The organism is Kushneria marisflavi (assembly GCF_002157205.1).
Classification (GTDB): domain Bacteria; phylum Pseudomonadota; class Gammaproteobacteria; order Pseudomonadales; family Halomonadaceae; genus Kushneria; species Kushneria marisflavi.
In genome coordinates this window covers 2,720,950-2,740,863 of the sequence record NZ_CP021358.1, presented here as the reverse complement: position 1 = coordinate 2,740,863, position 19,914 = coordinate 2,720,950, and the positions used below count along the sequence as shown (strand labels likewise).

General features: G+C 58.9%; 17 protein-coding genes. 1 reads left to right on the top strand and 16 read right to left on the bottom strand.

The window, feature by feature from the left end; genetic code table 11:
• Positions 1 to 108: 108 nt before the first annotated feature.
• The 16 genes from dnaE to rpsB all read right to left on the bottom strand — a co-directional run bounded on the left by dnaE (position 109) and on the right by rpsB (position 18,763).
• Positions 109 to 3,618, bottom strand: coding sequence for a DNA polymerase III subunit alpha (dnaE, locus tag B9H00_RS12530; protein ID WP_086900925.1), 3,510 nt, complete (start codon positions 3,616 to 3,618; stop codon positions 109 to 111).
• A 143-nt stretch (positions 3,619 to 3,761) separates the two neighbouring features.
• Entirely contained in the window at positions 3,762 to 4,394 is a 633-nt protein-coding gene (gene rnhB, locus B9H00_RS12525) for a ribonuclease HII (protein WP_236944270.1), read from the bottom strand.
• 47 nt (positions 4,395 to 4,441) lie between these two features.
• A complete protein-coding gene (gene lpxB, locus B9H00_RS12520; RefSeq protein ID WP_086900923.1) occupies positions 4,442 to 5,572 on the bottom strand; it encodes a lipid-A-disaccharide synthase in 1,131 nt (376 codons plus the stop codon).
• A gap of 31 nt (positions 5,573 to 5,603) precedes the next feature.
• Positions 5,604 to 6,374 carry an acyl-ACP--UDP-N-acetylglucosamine O-acyltransferase gene (gene lpxA, locus B9H00_RS12515; protein WP_086900922.1) on the bottom strand — a complete coding sequence of 257 codons (771 nt, stop codon included), beginning with the start codon at positions 6,372 to 6,374 and terminating at the stop codon, positions 5,604 to 5,606.
• Positions 6,371 to 6,814 carry a 3-hydroxyacyl-ACP dehydratase FabZ gene (fabZ, locus tag B9H00_RS12510; protein WP_086623243.1) on the bottom strand — a complete coding sequence of 148 codons (444 nt, stop codon included), beginning with the start codon at positions 6,812 to 6,814 and terminating at the stop codon, positions 6,371 to 6,373. Before fabZ ends, lpxA begins: the two co-directional genes overlap by 4 nt.
• A 136-nt stretch (positions 6,815 to 6,950) precedes the next feature.
• Positions 6,951 to 7,991 (bottom strand): UDP-3-O-(3-hydroxymyristoyl)glucosamine N-acyltransferase, encoded by a 1,041-nt coding sequence (lpxD, locus tag B9H00_RS12505; protein WP_086900921.1) that lies wholly within the window; start codon positions 7,989 to 7,991, stop codon positions 6,951 to 6,953.
• Positions 7,992 to 8,013: 22 nt separating this feature from the next.
• Positions 8,014 to 8,520, bottom strand: a complete 507-nt coding sequence (locus tag B9H00_RS12500; RefSeq protein WP_086900920.1) for an OmpH family outer membrane protein — start codon at positions 8,518 to 8,520, stop codon at positions 8,014 to 8,016.
• Between the two features lie 46 nt (positions 8,521 to 8,566).
• Positions 8,567 to 10,900 carry an outer membrane protein assembly factor BamA gene (gene bamA, locus B9H00_RS12495; RefSeq protein ID WP_086900919.1) on the bottom strand — a complete coding sequence of 778 codons (2,334 nt, stop codon included), beginning with the start codon at positions 10,898 to 10,900 and terminating at the stop codon, positions 8,567 to 8,569.
• Positions 10,901 to 11,210: 310 nt separating this feature from the next.
• Positions 11,211 to 12,560: an RIP metalloprotease RseP gene (rseP, locus tag B9H00_RS12490; RefSeq protein ID WP_086900918.1), complete on the bottom strand. Its 1,350-nt coding sequence runs from the start codon at positions 12,558 to 12,560 to the stop codon at positions 11,211 to 11,213.
• A gap of 2 nt (positions 12,561 to 12,562) precedes the next feature.
• Complete coding sequence (gene ispC, locus B9H00_RS12485; protein ID WP_086900917.1) at positions 12,563 to 13,753, bottom strand: 1-deoxy-D-xylulose-5-phosphate reductoisomerase; 1,191 nt, start codon at positions 13,751 to 13,753, stop codon at positions 12,563 to 12,565.
• 108 nt (positions 13,754 to 13,861) lie between these two features.
• On the bottom strand, positions 13,862 to 14,659 hold the full coding sequence (locus B9H00_RS12480) for a phosphatidate cytidylyltransferase (RefSeq protein ID WP_086900916.1): 798 nt from the start codon (positions 14,657 to 14,659) through the stop codon (positions 13,862 to 13,864).
• Positions 14,652 to 15,395, bottom strand: coding sequence for a polyprenyl diphosphate synthase (uppS, locus tag B9H00_RS12475; RefSeq protein WP_086900915.1), 744 nt, complete (start codon positions 15,393 to 15,395; stop codon positions 14,652 to 14,654). The genes B9H00_RS12480 and uppS overlap by 8 nt, the downstream gene beginning before the upstream one ends.
• Positions 15,396 to 15,457: 62 nt before the next feature.
• Complete coding sequence (frr, locus tag B9H00_RS12470) at positions 15,458 to 16,015, bottom strand: ribosome recycling factor (protein ID WP_086900914.1); 558 nt, start codon at positions 16,013 to 16,015, stop codon at positions 15,458 to 15,460.
• A 16-nt stretch (positions 16,016 to 16,031) separates the two neighbouring features.
• Positions 16,032 to 16,784: a UMP kinase gene (pyrH, locus tag B9H00_RS12465; protein WP_086900913.1), complete on the bottom strand. Its 753-nt coding sequence runs from the start codon at positions 16,782 to 16,784 to the stop codon at positions 16,032 to 16,034.
• A gap of 162 nt (positions 16,785 to 16,946) precedes the next feature.
• Complete coding sequence (tsf, locus tag B9H00_RS12460; protein ID WP_086900912.1) at positions 16,947 to 17,816, bottom strand: translation elongation factor Ts; 870 nt, start codon at positions 17,814 to 17,816, stop codon at positions 16,947 to 16,949.
• 212 nt (positions 17,817 to 18,028) lie between these two features.
• Positions 18,029 to 18,763: a 30S ribosomal protein S2 gene (rpsB, locus tag B9H00_RS12455; RefSeq protein WP_086620646.1), complete on the bottom strand. Its 735-nt coding sequence runs from the start codon at positions 18,761 to 18,763 to the stop codon at positions 18,029 to 18,031.
• 303 nt (positions 18,764 to 19,066) lie between these two features.
• Here rpsB and map point away from each other — a divergent pair, with 303 nt between their 5' ends.
• The gene (map, locus tag B9H00_RS12450) at positions 19,067 to 19,855 is read left to right on the top strand and encodes a type I methionyl aminopeptidase (RefSeq protein ID WP_086900911.1); all 789 of its coding nucleotides are present in this window, start codon (positions 19,067 to 19,069) and stop codon (positions 19,853 to 19,855) included.
• Positions 19,856 to 19,914: the final 59 nt, after the last annotated feature.

The following is a 19,914-nucleotide window of genomic DNA, read 5'->3' as shown; positions in this document are numbered from 1 at the left end:
GAATCGGTGGGTCATTATCCCATTGTGGGCGTTGGGTGCAACCATGAGACGACATCCATTGCATTGCGATGTCGTCTCGATGGATCAATTGCGTCAGGGATGACGGCGTCAGCGATAGCAGAGCCTGACCTGAGGATGGCCTTCCACGCCCTCCTGAAGCCCGGTGATCAACTCATCACAGGGCGAGACTCGCCACTGGGCATCAAATTCGAGACAGCCGCCGGCCTGACTGTTGCGATATTGAAGACGAATGGGCAGCCCCTCCTGATCCAGATGCGGGGTCAGCCGGTCCATGAGCGTGCGACTGAAACGTCCGTTGATATGCTCGGCATCAATGCTAATCTCGAGTGCCTCGCCAAAACGCGCGCGGGCCTCGACCATCGGCGTCACCTCTTTGGCCCGCAGGCGCAGTCCACCGGAATAGTCATCCAGGCTAACCTCACCTTCAAGAATCACGACCCGATCGGCCGCCAGATGCTGGCGCACCTGGTCATAAAGCTCGCCAAAGAGAGAGGCCTCGATGCGGCTGGTCCGGTCATCCAGGGTAACAAAGGCGATGGTGTCACCGCGCTTGGACTTCATGGTCCGCATTGCCACGATCAGACCGGCCACGCGCTGGGGTTCACGTGAGGGCTTTAAATCGACGATACGGGTCGAGACAAAGCGCTTGAGTTCGGCCTCGTATTCATCGATGGGATGACCGGTCAGATAAAGCCCCAGCGTATCCTTCTCGCCGGCCAGACGATCGCGATCACTCCAGTTGCGCGCGCCGCGATGGTCGCTATAGACGTCCAGTGACGCTTCATCGTCACTGACAAACGCCTCACCGAACATGTCCACCATGCCAATGCTGGCGTTATTCTGACTCTGCGACGCTGCCCGCAGGGCGTCCTCGAGCGCCGAGAAAAGTACCGCCCGCGATGGGCCCAGATGGTCCAGCGCACCGGAGCGGATCAACGCCTCCAGCGTACGCTTGTTCATGCGCTTGCCGTCAATGCGACGGCAGAAGTCAAAGAGATCACGAAACGGGCCTTCCGCTTCTCGCGCCTCAACGATGGCACCGATCGGGCCTTCGCCCACGCCGCGGATGGCCCCCAGCCCGTAGACCACCTGCCCCTGTTCATTGACGCTGAAGCGGTAGCTGCCGATGTTGACGTCCGGCGGCGTTACGGTCAGCCCCATGCGTCGACACTCCTCGATCAACGGCACCACCTTGTCCAGGTTGTCCATCTCGGTGGAGAGTACCGCTGCCATGAAGGGCGCCGGGTAATGTGCCTTGAGCCAGGCCGTCTGATAGGACACCAGTCCATAGGCCGCCGAGTGCGACTTGTTGAAGCCGTAGCCGGCAAACTTCTCGACCAGATCAAAGAGGTTGCCCGCCAGATCAGCATCAATCCCGTTATTGGCGCACCCCTCCATGAAGCCGGCACGCTGCTTGGCCATCTCCTCGGGCTTTTTCTTGCCCATGGCACGACGCAGCATGTCTGCCTGACCCAGGCTGTAGCCGGCCAGCACCTGAGCGATCTGCATCACCTGCTCCTGATACAGAATGATGCCGTAGGTGGGCTCCAGCACGCTCTTGAGCCATTCGTGCTGATAATCCGGGTGCGGATAGGCAAGCTCAGCGCGGCCGTGTTTGCGGTTGATGAAGTCATCCACCATGCCCGACTGCAGTGGCCCCGGGCGAAACAGCGCCACCAGAGCGATCATGTCTTCCAGCGAATCCGGCTGGAGGCGCTTGATCAGCTCCTTCATGCCACGGGATTCGAGCTGAAATACCGCCGTGGTCTCGGCCTTCTTCAGCATGTCGAAGGTCGGCTTGTCATCGAGCGGGATGGTGGCAATATCCAGCGCCCCCTTCCCTTCTCGCGCTCGTACCGTATCGACCATCTCCAAAGCCCAGTCGATGATGGTCAGCGTACGAAGCCCCAGGAAGTCGAACTTGACCAGCCCGGCCTCTTCGATGTCGTTCTTGTCGTACTGCACCATCAACCCGCTGCCGTCCTCATCGCACAGCAAGGGCGAAAAGTCGGTCAGGCTGGTAGGTGCGATCACAACCCCGCCGGCGTGCTTGCCGGTACCTCGGGTAATACCTTCCAGTCGACGCGCCATGTCCCAGATTTCCTGGGCATCTTCGTCGACGCCCAGAAATTCGCGCAGCGCGCTTTCCTGTTCATGCGCCTTGGCAAGCGTCATGCCGACCTCAAACGGAATGAGCTTGGAGAGCTTGTCGCCCAGCGAATAGGGTTTGCCCTGGGCACGGGCCACATCACGCACCACGGCCTTCGCCGCCATGGTGCCGAAGGTCACGATCTGAGATACGGCGTTTCGACCGTAGCGGTCGGCCACGTAGTCAATGACCCGGTCACGTTTTTCCATGCAGAAGTCGACGTCAAAGTCGGGCATGGAGACACGCTCCGGGTTCAAAAAGCGCTCGAACAGCAGATCGTATTCCAGCGGGTCAAGGTCGGTGATCTCGAGTGCATAGGCCACCAGCGAGCCGGCACCGGAGCCACGCCCAGGCCCGACCGGCACATCGTTTTGTTTGGCCCAGCGGATGAAGTCCATCACGATCAGGAAGTAGCCGGGAAAACCCATCTGATTGATGATGTTGAGCTCGAAATCAAGCCGCTTGCGATACTCGGGTTCGTGCTCTTCGCGCGAACGCCCCGGGTAGATGGGCCGCTCACCGCCAAACAGGAGGTCCAGACGCCGGCTCAGGCCATCATGAGAGAGCTCACAGAAAAACTCCTCCATGGTCTGGCCTTCCGGTACCGGGTAGTCCGGCAGAAAGATTTCGCCCAGTCGCATCTCGACACTGCAGCGCGCCGCGATATGGACACTGTTTTCCAGCGCTTCGGGGATGTCGACGAAAAGTTCTGCCATCTCCTCGGGCGTCTTGAAATACTGCTCCTCGGTGTAGCGCGTCTCGCGTCGCGGGTCATCCAGCGCCTTGCCCTCGGCAATCGAGACTCGGGTTTCGTGTGCCCAGTAGTCCTCGCGAGACAAAAAGCGGACATCGTTGGTCGCCACGACCGGCGTACCGGTCTCCATGGCCAGTTCCACCGAAAGATGCAGACATTCCTCATCGTTTTCCCGCGCCGTGCGCTGCAGCTCCAGATAGAACCGGTCGGGGAAAAAGCGTTGCCAATCGGTGAGCAGTTCGCGGGCCGTCTCGGCATGACCGTGGAGCAGATAGCGTCCGATTTCGCCTTCCCGCGCGCCCGACAGTGCGATCAGCCCCTCGCTCTGCTCAAAAATCCACTCCTTGTGGAGATAGGCCCGCCCCTGCTGCTGGCCGTGCTGCCAGGCTCGGGAGATCAGCTCGGTCAGATTGAGATAGCCGGTCTGATTCATGGCCAAAAGGGTCAGGCGATAGGGATGGGCCGGATCCTGAGCGTTGTAGAGCCAGACATCGCTGCCCACGATCGCCTTGAGCCCGGCGCCCTGCGCCTGTTTATAAATCTTGACCAGCCCGAACAGGTTCGTTTCGTCAGTGACGGCCAGCGCCGGCTGACCGACCTCGACGGCCTTCTGCGTCAGCGCCTTGAGCCGAATCAGCCCGTCAGTCAGCGAATATTCACTGTGCAGTCGCAAATGTACAAAGGGCGTGGTCATGGGTGCAGGCTCGCTATGGTCAACGAATGGCATCAGTCAACGAAGAAGATCGGGGAACATCGGAGAGGCCATGCCATGGTACCGATGATCACCGCTGCCGGGCCAGCGACCCGGCGAGAAGAGAGATGTTTTTACAGCCGGTGTCAGTCCGGCAACAGCGCTCTGACAGGGCGAAAGGAACGCCGGTGTTCGGGCAATGGCCCCAGTCGTGCCAGCGCGTCCAGGTGGGCGCGGGTCGGGTAGCCCTTGTGGGCAGCAAAACCATATTCGGGATGGCGCGCATCGAGTGCGTGCATCTGGGCATCCCGTGCCACCTTGGCCACGATCGAGGCAGCGGCAATCGCGGCCACTCGACCATCGCCCTTGACGACTGCCTGCCCTGGCAGACGGTGACCTGGCAGTCGATTGCCATCAACAAGCAGATATTCAGGCGTGATCGACAGGCCATCGATGGCCCGACGCATGGCCAGATGCGTGGCATGATGAATATTGAGCGCATCGATTTCACCGGAGGTCGCCTCCCCCAGCGACACGGCCAGCGCCCGCTCGCGAATCAAAAGATCGAGCTTCTCGCGACGTTTGGGCGTCATCTTCTTGGAATCCATCAGCCCATCAATGGGACGCTGGGGGTCAAGAATGACGGCGCAGGCCACCACGGTACCGATCAGCGGGCCGCGGCCGACCTCATCAACGCCTGCCAGACGCCAGCCCTGATAGGGAATGACCAGCGGCGAATGCTCGGAATTCGGGGTCATGATTTCGGGAATAAAGTTCATGTTTTGCTGCGCTGTTGTCCAAAAGGAACCGGCTCGGAATAACCGGCTCAGTGTGGCGAGGCCATCAGATCCAGAATGACCCGGGCGGCCCGCGCGCTGGCACCGCGCTGAAGTGTTCGGTGCATGTCGACAAATCGCGCGCTCAGCGCATGGGACTCGGATTCGCTTTCAAGCATGGGAACCAGCGCCTCGGCAATGGCCTCCCCCGTCGCATCATCCTGAATCAGCTCGGGCACCAGGCTTTCCTGCGCGATCAGATTGGGCAGGGAGATCCAGCGCGTCTTGACCAGCCGACGGGCAATCTGCCAGGTCATGGGCGCCATGCGATAGGCCACCACCATGGGACGATGGCAGAGCATGGCTTCAAGCGCCGAGGTGCCCGAGGTCAAAAGCACCGCATCGGAAGCCGTCATGACCTCCCACGCCCGGCCATCCACGATGGTAATACCCTCATTGGCCACACCGTGGGCCATCAGCTCTTCACGCCTTGCCGGTGAAGCGGCGGGAATGACGACCTCAAGTGCCGGCAGGCGCTGTCTTAAAAGCCGAATCGCCTCAAGAAAGACCGGCGCCATGAAGGCAATCTCGCTGCTGCGTGAGCCGGGCAATACCGCAAGCACCCGGGTGCCGTCGCTCAGACCCAGCGCGCGTCTGGCCTGGTGGCGATCGTTATCCAGCGGCAGCTCTTCGGCCAGCGGGTGACCGACAAACTGCACCGGCACATCATGGCGCTCGTAGAACTCGGCTTCAAAGGGGAGAAACGTCAGCATCATGTCGACAGCGCGACGAATCTTTTTGACCCGCCCCTGACGCCAGGCCCAGACCGATGGGCTGACATAATGGGCCGTGGTCATGCCGCCTGATCTGAGCTGGGCCTCAAGCCCCAGATTGAAATCCGGCGCATCGATGCCGATCATGATGTCGGCAGGCCAGGACTGCGCCTCGCGCCTGAGGTGACGACGCACGCCCACCAGCCGGGGAAGATGTCTGAGCACTTCGACCAGCCCCATGATGGAGAGCGTTTCAAGCGGATAGAGGCTCTCGAGCCCCTCCTCGATCATTCGCGGGCCGCCAATGCCACGAAAGCTTACGTCACCATGCTGACGCTTGAGCTCGCGCATCAGGGTCGCCCCCAGGATATCTCCCGAGAGCTCACCGGCTACCAGAAAAACACGCATCGAGGTTCTCTCCGGCCAGCGGCCTGCATCATCAGCGGGTCAGACCACGCGATGAGCTTCTCAGCGAATCGATGAAGACATCAAGCCAGGCACTGCGATTTGCCTGTTGATCCAGCTCTTCAAGAGCCTGCGCCAGAGTGCGCTGGCTGCGAAATACCAGCTTGTAGGCACGACGCAGCTCGTTGACCACATCACTTTCAAAGCCGCGGCGCTTGATGCCCTCGGCGTTGAGCCCATGCGTGGCGGCCGGATTGCCGGTCACCATCACAAACGCTGCGATGTCCTTGGTGATGATGGAACCACCACCGCACATGGCATAGGTCCCCACATGGCAAAACTGATGCACGGCGGAGAGACCACCGAGAATCACGTTATCGCCAATATGGACATGGCCGCCGAGCGTGGCCTGATTGGCAAGAATCACGTTATCGCCCAGCACACAGTCGTGAGCCACATGGGCGTAGGCCATGAAAAGCCCACCGCTGCCGATGCGTGTCACGCCCTGATCCTGGACCGTGCCGCGATGAACGGTGACGCCTTCGCGGAAGACATTGTTATCACCAATCTCGAGGCGGGTGGCTTCCCCCCGATACTTCTTGTCCTGACAGTCTTCACCGATGGTCGCAAACTGATAGACGCGATTGTTGCGCCCCATCGTGGTGGGCCCTCTGACCACCACATGCGGCCCGATAACGCTTCCGGCGCCGATCTCGACATCGGCACCGATCACGCTGAACGGGCCAACCTCGACATCATCCGCCAGACGCGCAGCAGGATCGATGATGGCAGATGGATGTATCAAGAGACTTTCCTCTCGGCACAGATGATGTCGGCTTCACAGACCACCTCACCTTCGACGTGCGCACGGCAGGAAAATTTCCAGATGCCGCGACGCGCCTTGAGCATGCGAGCTTCGAGCGTCAGCTGATCGCCAGGAAAGACCGGACGCTTGAGGCGAACATTGTCACTGCCGACATAGTAATAGATGTAGCCATCGGCGGGACGCTTGTCGACAGTCTTGAAACCGAGGATTCCGGCCGCCTGTGCCAGCGCTTCAATGATCAGAACACCCGGCATGATGGGATGACCCGGAAAGTGGCCCTGAAAGAAGGGCTCGTTGTAGCTGACGTTCTTGCAGGCCGTAATGCATTCGCCCAGTTCCAGTGCGTTAACACGGTCCACGAGCAAAAACGGGTAACGATGGGGGAGATATTCCTGGATCTCGTTGATATCCATGACCATGGGCTCACAACCTCTGACATAACGAAATGCCTGCCGAGCCGGCAGGCATGTGACTGGCGGCCGCATGGCCAACCATTATGATATTTGCTGCCGCAGCAGCAATGGAAAACCGATTGCACCAGCAACCCGAGGGCGCTTATTCACCCTCGTTGTGGCGTTCAAGACGGGTAATTCTTCTGGCCAGCTGATCCAGCTGTTTGAAGCGCACGGCATTCTTGCGCCACAGCGCGCTGGGCATCGAGCCAGTCCCGGAGGAGTAGATACCGGGCTCATTGATAGAGTTTGTGACAAGACTCATGCCGGTCACGTTGACGCCGTCACACAGGGTCAGATGGCCTGCAAGGCCTACCCCGCCCCCCAACTGACAGTGGCGCCCGACATGGGTAGAACCGGCAATACCAACACAGCCGGCCAGCGCACTGTGATCACCAATGTGAACGTTGTGCGCAATCTGCACCTGGGAATCGATCTTGACGTTGTCACCGATGACAGTGTCATCAAGCGCCCCACGATCAATGCTGGTGCAGCTGCCAACTTCCACATCGTCGCCGAGGATCACGCCGCCAAGCTGTTCAATCTTGTGCCAGCGGCTGCCATCGTGGGCAAAGCCGAACCCGTCACCACCGATCACGGCACCACCGTGGATGATGGCCCGGGCACCGATGATGACCCCGTGATACAGGGTCACTCCCGGATGGATCAAACTGTCCTCGCCCACCGTGCAGTACTCTCCAACCACGCTGTTGGCACCGACAGTGACCCGATCCCCCAGAGTGACGCCGGCACTAACGACCGCATGAGCGGCCACGGTGACATCACTGCCCAGCTGCGCGGAGTCATCGATCACCGCAGTCGGGTGGATCCCCCCCTGCTGGCTGGGCAGAATCGGGGCAAAGCAGCGAGACAAATGCGCATAGCCCAGATAGGGATTGTCGATGGCCAGCGCCGGCACGGGGCACTGATCGACCAGATCCGGGTGCAGCATGACCGCAGCGGCCTTCGTACCCGCCAGATCCTTCAGATAGGCACGGTTGGCCAGAAAGGCAATGTCGGTCGTGCCGGCATCATGAAGGGTCGACAGCCCGTCAACACGCACGGCGCCATCCCCGTGAAGAGTGGCCCCAAGGCGCTGAGCGAGCTCGGCGAGTGTGTAACCTTGACTTGAATATCTTGTCATCTTGGTGGAGCGACGCGCGCCTTCAGTTGAGCGAGTTGAAGGTTTTGGTCACTTCCTGAGTCAGATCCAGCGCATCACCTGCATAGATCACGCTGTTGCGATCAACCAGCACGTCCACGTTGTGACGCTTGACTACCTGCTCGATGGCACGATCGAGCTTGGGACGTGCCTGCTTCAGGAAAGCCTGCTCCTGCTGGGCCCGCTTCTGTTCAAGCTGACCACGCTGTTGCTGAAACTGACCGCCCTTCTGACGCAGTTGTTGCATGACGTTTTGCCGCTCGCTGTCGGACATCACGTCACCATTGCTTTGCAGACGCTGCTGGAGCTTTTGAACTTCCTCGCCCAGCGCCTTGACCTGCTGCGGCTGACTACCCAGCTGATTCTTGAGCTGGTTCATCGACTGCTGCGCCGACGTGGTATCCAGCAGCGCCTGCTGCCAGTCAAGTACCGCTACCTCATTGGCCTGCGCAGTCCCCGCAGCCGTTCCAAGCGCTCCGGTCACCGCCAGAGCCAGCATCCACTTACGCATTACTCAACTCCTGCAATTCGCATCATTGTAACGCAACGGCCAATGATCAGAAGGTCTGGCCCAGCGAGAACTGGAAGAACTGTGTATCGTCGCCATCCTTTTTATTGATGGGACGGGCCACCGAGAAGGTCAGGGGGCCTACCGGCGTCAACCAGGAAAGCCCCAGACCCGCGCTATAGCGCAGTTCCCCAAGGTCAACTCCGGAGCTGCACTCGGAAGTGCGGCCTGATTCTACCGGATAACAATCGCTCAGGAAGGTATTACCGGCATCCACGAAGAAGGATGTCTGAACCTGGCGGTGATCCTCGATAAAGGGCGTCGGGAAGATCAACTCGGCGGAACCTTCCATCAGGATGTTACCGCCCAGGGTATCGTCATCACCGTCATTACGGGCGGTGGTCGGCTGGCCCAGCGTATTGCTACGGAAACCGCGCACGGAACCCAGACCACCGGAATAGAAGTTCTCGTAAAACGGCATGTTATCGGTGCCACCGAAGCTGTTGGCATAGCCAAGCTCTGTACGGAACTTGAGCGCCCACTCTTCGGTCTTGATCGGGAAAAGCTTCTGGCCCTGATAGCGCAGCTTGTAGAACTGGGCATCGCCACCGGCCGTTTCCACGGAAGCATTCTGATAGCTGCCCGCCGTGGGCAGGATGCCACGGTTGAGGTTATTACGGGTCCAGCCGGCGGTCAGGCTGTAGGTATTGAAATCCTTGCCTTCGTCGTCGATAAACTGAACGATTTCCGAGGGAGAATCGTCGTAGTCATCGACATGCAGGCTTTCAAGATTGACACCGAAGTTCAGGCGCGACAAATCACTGATGGGATAACCGAAATTCACCCCACCGCCAAAGGCGTCGGTGGAATAGGTGGAAATATCGGAATCCTCATAATCGGTGGCCCGATAGTAGAGGTTGTAGCCGCGCGAGATACCATCCAGCGTCCAGTAGGGGTCGGTATAGCTGAACCGCAGATTCTGATAGTACTTGCTGGTCTGCGCACCGATATCCACGCGATTCCCAGTTCCCAGGAAGTTGCGCTGGGACAGCGAGGCACCGTAAATGATGCCTTCGGACTGGGCAAAGCCGAGGCTGGCCGAAATGCTGCCTGAGGGCTGCTCTTCGACGTTGTAGGTCACATCCAGCTGGTCGGGCGTATCGGCCACCGGCTGGGTATTGACCTCGACCTGACGGAAAAAGCCCAGCCGCTCGAGTCGAGCCTGAGAGTCGCTGATGGCATCCGTCGAGGCAGGAGCCCCTTCAAGCTGGGTCATCTCTCGGCGCAATACTTCATCGGCCGTGGTGGTATTGCCCCTGAAGTTGATGCGTCGAACATAGGCACGACGCCCCGGATCAACGTTGAAGGTCACATCGACCCGATCATCGTTGTCATGAATATTGGGAACTGCTTCGATGCGGGCAAAGGCAAAGCCCTGCGCGCCAAGCGCCTTGCGAAGCGCCTCGGAAGAGGTCGTCAGGTCCGACTGGGAAAAGATTTCACCGCTTTTGGCCTGGACCAGACTGCGCGCCTTGTCGTCAGGCATTTCGATGTTACCGGCAAAGTTGATATCGCCAAAACGATAGCGCTTGCCTTCATCGATATTGACCGTGACATAGATCGAGGACTTGTCGGGGCTGATAGAGACCTGAGTCGAATCAATGGAGAAATTGACGTAGCCACGATCCAGATACCACGAACGCAGACGATCCAGATCGCCCTGGAGCTGCTCGCGGGAGTATTGATCGGAGGAGAACCAGCCAAAGAACCAGCCCGGACGGTCTTCCAGTTCGAACTGTTGCTGAAGGGTTTCGTTATCAAAATCATGGTTGCCCACGATATTGATCTGCTTGATGCGCGCCACGTTGCCTTCGTTGATATCGATATCAACCTGCACGCGGTTTTGATCAAGCTTTTGCACCGAGGTCGAGATTCTGGCGCTGTAACGCCCCTGGCCCTGATAGACCCGCTCAAGCTCACGCTGCATCTCTTCAAGCGTTGAACGCTGAAGTACCTGCCCCTCTGAGAGCCCTGCGTCGCTCAGGCCCTTTTTGAGCTGATCCTCGGGAATCTTGGAGTTGCCCTTGATGTTGATGCTGGCAATTGAGGGACGCTCATCAACATCTATGACCAGCACATCGCCATCGCGACCCAGCTGGACATCATCAAAAAGGCCGGTACGAAACAGCGCCTTGCCGGCATTGGAAATCGACTCGTCGTTGACCGTATCGTGGGCGGAAATGGGTAACGCGTTGAACACGGTACCCGCAGAAACACGCTGCAACCCTTCCACGCGAATATCGGAAACCTCGAAGGATACGGCAAATGCCGCCTGGGAGGCGCCCATTAACAACACCGCCCAACCTGTAGCTCTAATCTTCATGCCGTCATTTCGCTTGTTACAGAATTCCGCCCACTCGGGGCCCGCTTTTGCTCAAGGTTCATGCCAATGCCCTGACAGGGTCCAACAAAAAGGAAACCGTTTCGCTTGTCGACATCGATGCTCCGAGCGGGAAGGCCAGTATGACACCCCAGATACGTCAGCAGTAGTCATCAACCACGCCAACGAGAACAGGCACCTTATACACAACCCCACCACCCTGACAAGCGCGGACGTCATGAGCCAGGTACAGAATTTGTAATGATTGCAGCGACAACCGCCCCGGCCGTCGGGTCTGACACCGTCGAATCGGTCAAAGACGCATGATGTCAAAATAAAAGGCCATCAGCATCAGCGAGGCGATCAGGGCCATGCCGATACGAAGCCCGAACGCCTGTATACGCTCCGATACCGGGCGACCACGCACCAGTTCGATGACGTAATACACGAGATGTCCGCCATCCAGTACCGGCACCGGCAGCAGATTCAGCACCCCGAGGCTGATGGAGAGGTAAGCCAGAAAACTGATGAAGCTTTCAAGGCCTGACCGGGCGGAATCTCCTGCCACCCGAGCGATCGTGATCGGTCCGGACAGATTGGAAGGTGAAATCAGCCCCGTGATCATTTTACCGATGGACCCTACGGTCAGGGAGGTCATTTCTCCTGTACGCGACAATGCCTGCCCCATGGCGCCCAGCGGCCCCCAGGCGAGCGTGCGCTGGTACTCCTGCGGCCAGCTGACACTACCTGCGCCGGCACCCATGAACCCAACCATGGTGCCCTCCTGCTCACGCCCTTCGGGCGTGACCGTGACCGTCATATCGCGCCCGGCGCGTGCGATCTGCAGCTCAAGCGGCGTATTGGCGGCCGCCTGAACACGCGAGACCAGCGCCTCCCATGTCGAGATGGTCTGCCCATCCACCGCCCTGATGCGATCACCCGGCTCAAGGCCACCCTTCGCAGCCGGGCTGTTATCAAGGACCTGACCGATCACCGGGGCGATATCCGGACGCCAGGGCGCAAAGCCAAGTGTGCGCAATGGTTCGGGCGGGTCCTGCCGCGCCATGAAGCTATCGACCGGCAGCTGGTGTGATTCAAGCCGACCCTGCTCGTCGCGCGTCGAGATTTCGAGATGGCCTGTGGCCCCGATTTCGGCCACCAGCGCCAGATTGACCCCGTTCCAGTCTGGCGTCTGCCGACCCTGAACGGAGACAATCTCCTGACCGTTTTTCAGCCCGCCGTGCGCGGCTGGCGAATCCGGCGTGACCTCGCCGACCATGGGCACGATGGCCGTGGTACCGGCCATGAACATGACCCAGTAGGCCACCACGGCCAGAATAAAGTTGGCCAGCGGTCCTGCGATCACCACAGCGATCCGCTTGAGCACATGCTGGCGATTAAAGGCCAGATGCTGCTCGGAAGGATCAACCGGGCCTTCACACTCATCAAGCATCTTGACGTAGCCGCCCAGCGGAATGGCGGCCAGGGCAAACTCGGTGCCGTAACGGTCCACTCGAGAGATCAGAGGCTTGCCAAAGCCCACCGAAAATCGCAGGACACGAATGCCACAGCGCCTTGCCACCCAGAAATGGCCGAACTCATGAATCGTGATCAATAGTCCAAGTACGACAATGACCGCGATGATATTTTGCAGGATTCCCATGGCTATCCTCCGGCAGCAGTCATGGCCAGCTCATCAATAACCACCCGCGCCTCGTGCCGCGCCAGACGATCCTGCGCCAGGATCACGTCAAGCTCATCGGCACTGCGACGTTCGATACGTCCCATGACGGTTTCAACCACGAAAGGAATATCGGTAAAGCTGATACTGCCGGTCAGAAAGGCATCCACGGCAATCTCGTTGGCGGCGTTGAGTACGGCAGGCGTCGTACCACCTGTCATCATGGCTTCTCGTGCCAGTCTGAGACAGGGGAAGCTTTCAAGGTCAGGCGTTTGAAAATCAAGGCGTGCCACGGCAAAGAGGTCCAGCGGTCTGACACCGGCATCAATACGCTCGGGCCAGGCCAGCGCATGCGCGATGGGGGTACGCATGTCCGGATTGCCCAGCTGGGCCAATACCGAGCCGTCGCTGTAAGCGGCCATGGAGTGAATCACGCTTTGTGGATGAACAACCACATCAATCTGGTCCGGCGTGGCATCGAACAGCCAGCAGGCTTCGATCAGCTCAAGCCCCTTGTTCATCAGCGTGGCGCTATCGACCGAAATCTTGCGTCCCATGGACCAGTTGGGGTGCGCGCAGGCCTGATCGGGCGTCACATGGGCCAGTGCTGCCCGGTCGTGATCGCGGAAGGGGCCGCCTGATGCCGTCAACAGCAACCGGGTAATCCCGTGACGCTCGAGCCCACCGCGATGCTCCCGCGGCAGACACTGAAAAATGGCATTATGTTCGGAATCCAGCGGCAGCAGTATGGCGCCAGAGCGAGCCACTTCGCGCATGAACAGCGCACCGCTCATGACCAGCGCTTCCTTGTTGGCCAGTAGAACCCGCCGCCCGGCACGAACGGCGGCCAGCGTCGGCATCAGTCCGGCAGCACCTACAATGCCGGCAACCACCACTTCTGCCGCACCCGCCACCTCACACAGCGCCTGCTCTCCCCAGCTGACCCGGGTGGCCACCTGATGTGCCTCCAGCGCTGCGCCAAGCTGATCAGCCTCCTCCTCACTGCCCAGCACCGCATGCTCGGGCTGATGTTTTAGACACAGCGCCAACAACTTTTCAACACTCGAATGGGCAGTCAGTGCGTGCAGACGATAACGGTCAGGATGGCGTTCGATAACATCAAGGGCACTGGTACCGATGGAACCGGTAGCCCCCAGCAGGGTGACGGTCTGCATGAAAGAGATCCTGAAAACTGAAACGGATGGGAGGCACAAAACGCGCGACCCGAGCCGATTCAATCATGATCATCGGCTACAGGCCACAAAACCGCATGCTGACAACAATTAACCGATCCAGGGTGCCAGCAGGGCAAAAATGGGAATGGCAGCGGTCAGGCTGTCGATTCTGTCCAGCACTCCGCCGTGTCCCGGCAACAGATTGCCGGAGTCCTTGATGCCACGATAGCGCTTGAGCATGCTCTCATTGAGATCGCCCAGCACCGAGGCACCAGTAACAATGGCGCTGATGATGACCAGTACCAGCGTCTGGCCAATACCCATGCCCTGAAAGAGTGCCATGAGCAGCGCAAGCACAGCCGTGCCGCCCAGCGCGCCGTAAACACCGGCCCAGGACTTGCCAGGGCTGACCCTGGGGGCCAGCTTCCGATTGCCATAGGCACGGCCGGCAAAATAGGCCGCGATATCGGCGCCCCAGACCAGAAACAGCACGTACAGAAGCCATATCGGTGATTCGCGCAACAAAAGCAAACCGACCCAGCAGGGTAGTAACGCCCACAGGCCCATGGCATAGCGCATCCCACGGCTGCGCCACTGGTCAGTATTGTCGGGATAGCTGATGACCCAGTAGAGACAGAGCAGCCAGCCGGCCAGCGCGATCCACAGTGGCCAGGTCTGCAAGGCAGCACCGGAGGACCAACCCAGCGCCATCAGGGCAATCAGTGTCACTGTAAACAGGGCGCGATCCTTGAGGCTCTCGCCGCCGGAAAGATTGGACCACTCCCATGCAGAAGCGGCGACCAGTAGGCCCACGAACGTGGCAAACCAGCCGCCCCCCAGTACAAACAGCAGTATCAGTGACGTGGGCCCGATGGCCAGCGCTGTCAACACCCGTTGCTTAAGCACCCTGAACCTCGATTTGTTCGTCGGTCATGCCAAAACGGCGCTTGCGACCAGAATAAACACTCAATGCTTCATCGAAGGCATCGCCATCGAAGTCAGGCCAGTATAGTGGTGAAAAGTAGAACTCTGCGTAGGCCATTTGCCAGAGAATAAAGTTACTGATGCGCTGCTCGCCACTGGTACGAATGCAAAGATCCACTTCCGGGATCCCTGTCGTTGACATTTCACGCTCAAAAAGCGCTTCGTCAATGTCATTGGCCGACAACTGACCATCCTCAACCTGGCGCGCGAGACGCTGCGCGGCACTGGCGATATCCCAGCGACCACCGTAGTTGACGGCCACGATCAGTTTCAGCCCCTGGTTATGACGGGTCAGATGCTCGGCTCGATCAATGGCACGATTCAGGGAGGAAGATAGCTTCGAGCGGTCACCGACGATGCATAGGCGGATACCGTTTTTATGCAGTCGGGAGACCTCACGCTTGAGCGCCATGATGAAAAGCTCCATCAGGGCACTGACCTCCTGCGCCGGACGCTTCCAGTTCTCACTGGAAAAGGCAAACAGGGTAATGGCTTCAAGGTGATGTTCGGCCGCGCGCTTGATCACGGCCCTGACCGACTCTACTCCGGCATGGTGACCGCGCACGCCGGACAGTCCACGAGACTTGGCCCAGCGATTGTTGCCGTCCATGATGATAGCCACATGCCGGGGCATGTTTGAAAACTTGTCAGGCGTCATGACTTCTCACTGCAGGCACGGCCGAAGCCGTGCCCTGAGTCGGATGGTTTCGGGTCCGGACCTCAGACCTGCATCAGATCGCTTTCCTTTTGCTCAAGCGACTTGTCGATCTCGGCAATGAAGCGATCGGTCAGCTTCTGGATACCGTCCTGGGCCTGACGCTCTTCATCTTCCGAAATTTCCTTCTGCTTGAGAAGGGCTTTCAGATCCCCATTGGCATCACGTCGAATGTTGCGCACGGCCACCTTTGCATGCTCGGCTTCGGCCCGCGCCTGTCTGGTATAGCCCTTGCGGGTCTCTTCGGTCAGCGCCGGCATCGGTACGCGAATAACGGTACCGGCCGTGGAGGGGTTCAGGCCCAGATCTGCGGTCATGATGGCCTTTTCCACCTTGGGAACCATGGTCCTTTCCCAGGGCACCACGGACAGTGTACGAGCGTCCTCGACATTGACATTGGCCACCTGAGAAAGCGGCATCTCGGCACCATAGTATTCAACGCGCACGGCATCGAGAATGCTGGGGTGGGCACGCCCGGTACGGATCTTGCCAAAGGTCGAATGCAGCGATTCAACGCTTTTCTGCATGCGGCTTTCGGCGTCTTTCTGGATCTCGTTGATCACTTTATAAATCCTCTGCTCAGCCTTTTGGTTGCACCGGGCCGTTATCGACGATAGTACCTTCTCGACCACCCATGACAAGATTCAACAGCGCACCGTGGCGCGTCATGTCGAAGACGCGAACCGGCATGTCATGGTCACGCACCAGACATATAGCGGTCAAATCCATGACCCCAAGTTTCTGGTCGAGTACATCATCGTAGCTGAGTCGCTCATATTTGGCGGCATCGGGATGCTTGACGGGGTCCTTGTCATAGACACCATCCACCTTGGTGGCCTTGATGACCACGTTGGCATCGATCTCGATCCCGCGCAGACAGGCGGCACTATCGGTCGTAAAGAAGGGGTTGCCTGTACCTGCCGAGAAGATGACGACATCACCGGAGGTCAGGTAACGGATGGCGGTACGGCGGTCGTAGTGCTCGACCACGCCGCTCATGGGAATGGCAGACATGACGCGCGAGCGGATGTTGGCGCGCTCCAGCGCATCACGCATGGCCAGGGCATTCATGACCGTGGCCAGCATGCCCATGTGGTCGCCGGTAACGCGGTCCATGCCGGCTTCGTGGAGCGCTGCTCCGCGAAACAGGTTGCCGCCGCCGACCACGATACCCACCTGGACACCAATGCCCACCAGTTGGCCAATTTCCAGCGCCATGCGATCCAGTACCTTTGGATCAATACCGAAGTCCTGTTCGCCCGTCAGCGCCTCACCCGAGAGCTTGAGCAGAATACGCTTGTACTTGGCGCTACGTTCAGTATTGGGGGGCATGTGACATCCTCCTGATGGCCCGAGGGGAGAAAACGTGAGGTGTATCGCTCATCATGGCATCAAAATGCCATACCTGAGCAGATACGCGAAGGCGTGCGCGAACGCACGCCTTCAAAAGGCCTGCGACCGATATCGGCCGCAGGCCGGAAGCGACACGCCCGATCAGCTGCGGCGTGCCTGCTCCATGACTTCCTTGGCGAAGTCGACTTCTTCCTTCTCGATACCTTCGCCAACTTCAAAGCGCACAAAGCTAACAACTTCTGCGCCAGACTGCTTGGCGTATTCGGCCACGGTCACGTTCTGATCCTTGACGAAAGGCTGGTTGACCAGGCTGTTTTCGGCAAGATACTTCTTCAGACGACCCTGCATCATTTTTTCAGCGATTTCAGCAGGCTTGCCGGCCATGTCGGGCTGCGCAAGGATAATCGCCTTCTCGCTGTCGAGCTCTGCCTGGGGCATGTTCTCGGGATGCGAAACGGATGGGTTGATCGCGGCCACGTGCATGGCGATGTCACGTGCGACGTCCTGATTGCCGCCCTTGAGCACGACAACGGCACCGATACGATCACCGTGAACATAGGCACCGACACTGCCACCTTCAGGCGCGTCGATAACGGCGGCGCGACGTACCGTGATGTTTTCGCCGATCTTCTGGACCAGCTGCGCACGGGCGTCTTCCAGCTCGCCTTCCATCACGACAGCGATATCTTCGCTGCGCGTGTCGAGCACCTTGTTGACGACTTCATTGGCAAAGTTCTTGAAGTTGTCATCGCGCGATACGAAGTCAGTCTCGGAGTTGACCTCCAGCATCACGGCAGTAGTGCCATCTTCGGCGACGCGGGTCAGTATTGCGCCTTCGGCGGCTACACGGCCGGCCTTCTTGGCGGACTTCAGACCTGCGTTCTTGCGCAGGTTTTCAATGGCGGTTTCGATATTGCCATCGGCTTCGGAGAGTGCCTTTTTGCACTCCATCATGCCAAGCCCGGTGCGCTCGCGTAGTTCCTTGACCAGAGATGCGCTGATAGCTGCCATGTCATGAACCTCTGTTGAATCATGTATTCGGTTCCGGAGATCCCGGAACGAGAAGAAAAATCGGTACCACCTGTCAATGACAGTTCCGCGACAGACGCTCGTACACCACGGCCGATGCGATTTGTCGCCTCAAAAAAAGGGGCCCTTGAGCCCCCTTTTGCACTGTCATTCACAGACACCGGCAGTGAACTCCCCTGCCGGTGCGGGTGACATTACTCGGAAGCCGCTTCGGCCGCTTCGTCGACTTCGACAAACTCGTCGCCGCTGCCTTCCTTCGACTTGGCGCAGGCATTGGCAATCGCCTGAACGTAGATCTGGATGGCACGGATGGAGTCGTCGTTGCCCGGGATGATGTAGTCAACACCGTCCGGATCGGAGTTGGAATCCACAACGCCGATGACCGGAATGCCCAGCTTGTTGGCTTCATTGATCGCGATACGCTCGTGATCAACGTCAACCACGAACATGACGTCCGGCAGGCCGCCCATGTCCTTGATACCACCGATGGAGCGCTCGAGCTTTTCCTGCTCGCGCGTGGCCATCAGAACTTCCTTCTTGGTCAGCTTCTCGAAGGTGCCATCTTCATGCATGGCTTCGAGTTCGCGCAGGCGCTTGATGGACTGACGAATGGTCTTGAAGTTCGTCAGCATGCCGCCCAGCCAGCGATGATTCACGAAGGGCTGGCCGACGCGAGTCGCTTCCTCGGCGATGATCTTGGCCGCAGCGCGCTTGGTGCCAACGAACATGATCTTGTTGTTGTTGGCAGACAGACGCTCAACCACGGAGACGGCTTCGTTAAGAGCCGGCAGCGTGTGTTCGAGGTTGATGATATGAATCTTGTTACGAGCGCCGAAGATGTATTTGCTCATCTTCGGGTTCCAGTAACGGGTCTGGTGACCGAAGTGGGCACCTGCCTTGAGCAGGTCACGCATATTGACTGACATGATGACTCTCCTGAGTATCGGGTTAAGCCTCCACGCACCCCATGGGTCCGACCGTTTTCACGGCACCCGGGACCATGTGTCGGTACATGTGTGGTCTCTGTGGTAATGGTTCAGACGCTTTCCGTGATCGCCTGTCCAGAAGACAAGTCTGTCATACCCGGACACGGATTGCAGGAAAACGCGCGGCTTTATACCATATAATGCTGTCAAGATGAAGCCGAACCTTACTGTCACAACCCCTGACTGCGGGGAGATATTGACCCTGCGCCCTCGCACGGCTTCCCATTTCGCTTACCACGAGTCGCCATGAACATCCCCATCCATAATGCCGAAGATATCGACAAGCTACGCATCGCCGGACGTCTGGCCGCCAGCGTACTGGAGATGATCGAGGCACACATTCGCCCGGGCATTTCCACCGGCGAAATCGACCGCCTGTGTCATCACTACATCGAAAACGAGATCGACTCGATTTCGGCCACCATCGGGTACCATGGCTATCAGCACGCTACCTGTATCTCGCTTAACCACGTGGTCTGTCACGGCATTCCCGATTTCGACAAGAAACTCAAAAAGGGCGACATCTTCAATATCGATGTCACCATCATCAAGGATGGCTATTACGGCGACACCAGCCGCATGTTCATCGTCGGCGACAACATCAAGGGCGAACGTCTGTCACGCGTGGCCCAGGAATGTCTCTATGAGGCCATGAAGATCATGCGCCCGGGTGTCTGGCTGTCCGACATCGGCCGCGTTATCGAGGCACATGCCAATGACAACGGCTATAGCGTCGTACGCGATTTCTGTGGACACGGCATCGGACGCAGCTTTCATGAAGACCCGCAGGTGCTGCACTACGACGGCTATAATGAACACAATGATGCCGAGCTCAAGGAAGGCATGTGTCTGACCGTCGAGCCGATGATCAATGCCGGCGGCTGGCAGACCCGGGTATTAAAGGACGGCTGGACCGCGGTCACCCGCGACAAGAGTCTTTCCGCCCAGTGGGAGCACACCCTGATCATCACGGCTGATGGCGTGGAAGCCACCACCGTCCGCCATGACGAGGACCTCGGTTTTCTGACAAACTGATCCATCGTCTGTTCGATGCGCTCTCCGGCCTGCCACTGGCAGGCCCGTGGCGGACGCTG

Coding starts and splice junctions, on each gene's coding strand:
- dnaE (WP_086900925.1), bottom strand. CDS start 3,618: ATGACCACGCCCTTTGTACATTTGCGACTGCACAGTGAATATTCGCTG.
- rnhB (WP_236944270.1), bottom strand. CDS start 4,394: ATGAACTTTATTCCCGAAATCATGACCCCGAATTCCGAGCATTCGCCG.
- lpxB (WP_086900923.1), bottom strand. CDS start 5,572: ATGCGTGTTTTTCTGGTAGCCGGTGAGCTCTCGGGAGATATCCTGGGG.
- fabZ (WP_086623243.1), bottom strand. CDS start 6,814: ATGGTCATGGATATCAACGAGATCCAGGAATATCTCCCCCATCGTTAC.
- lpxD (WP_086900921.1), bottom strand. CDS start 7,991: ATGACAAGATATTCAAGTCAAGGTTACACACTCGCCGAGCTCGCTCAG.
- B9H00_RS12500 (WP_086900920.1), bottom strand. CDS start 8,520: ATGCGTAAGTGGATGCTGGCTCTGGCGGTGACCGGAGCGCTTGGAACG.
- bamA (WP_086900919.1), bottom strand. CDS start 10,900: ATGAAGATTAGAGCTACAGGTTGGGCGGTGTTGTTAATGGGCGCCTCC.
- rseP (WP_086900918.1), bottom strand. CDS start 12,560: ATGGGAATCCTGCAAAATATCATCGCGGTCATTGTCGTACTTGGACTA.
- ispC (WP_086900917.1), bottom strand. CDS start 13,753: ATGCAGACCGTCACCCTGCTGGGGGCTACCGGTTCCATCGGTACCAGT.
- uppS (WP_086900915.1), bottom strand. CDS start 15,395: ATGACGCCTGACAAGTTTTCAAACATGCCCCGGCATGTGGCTATCATC.
- pyrH (WP_086900913.1), bottom strand. CDS start 16,784: ATGCCCCCCAATACTGAACGTAGCGCCAAGTACAAGCGTATTCTGCTC.
- tsf (WP_086900912.1), bottom strand. CDS start 17,816: ATGGCAGCTATCAGCGCATCTCTGGTCAAGGAACTACGCGAGCGCACC.
- map (WP_086900911.1), top strand. CDS start 19,067: ATGAACATCCCCATCCATAATGCCGAAGATATCGACAAGCTACGCATC.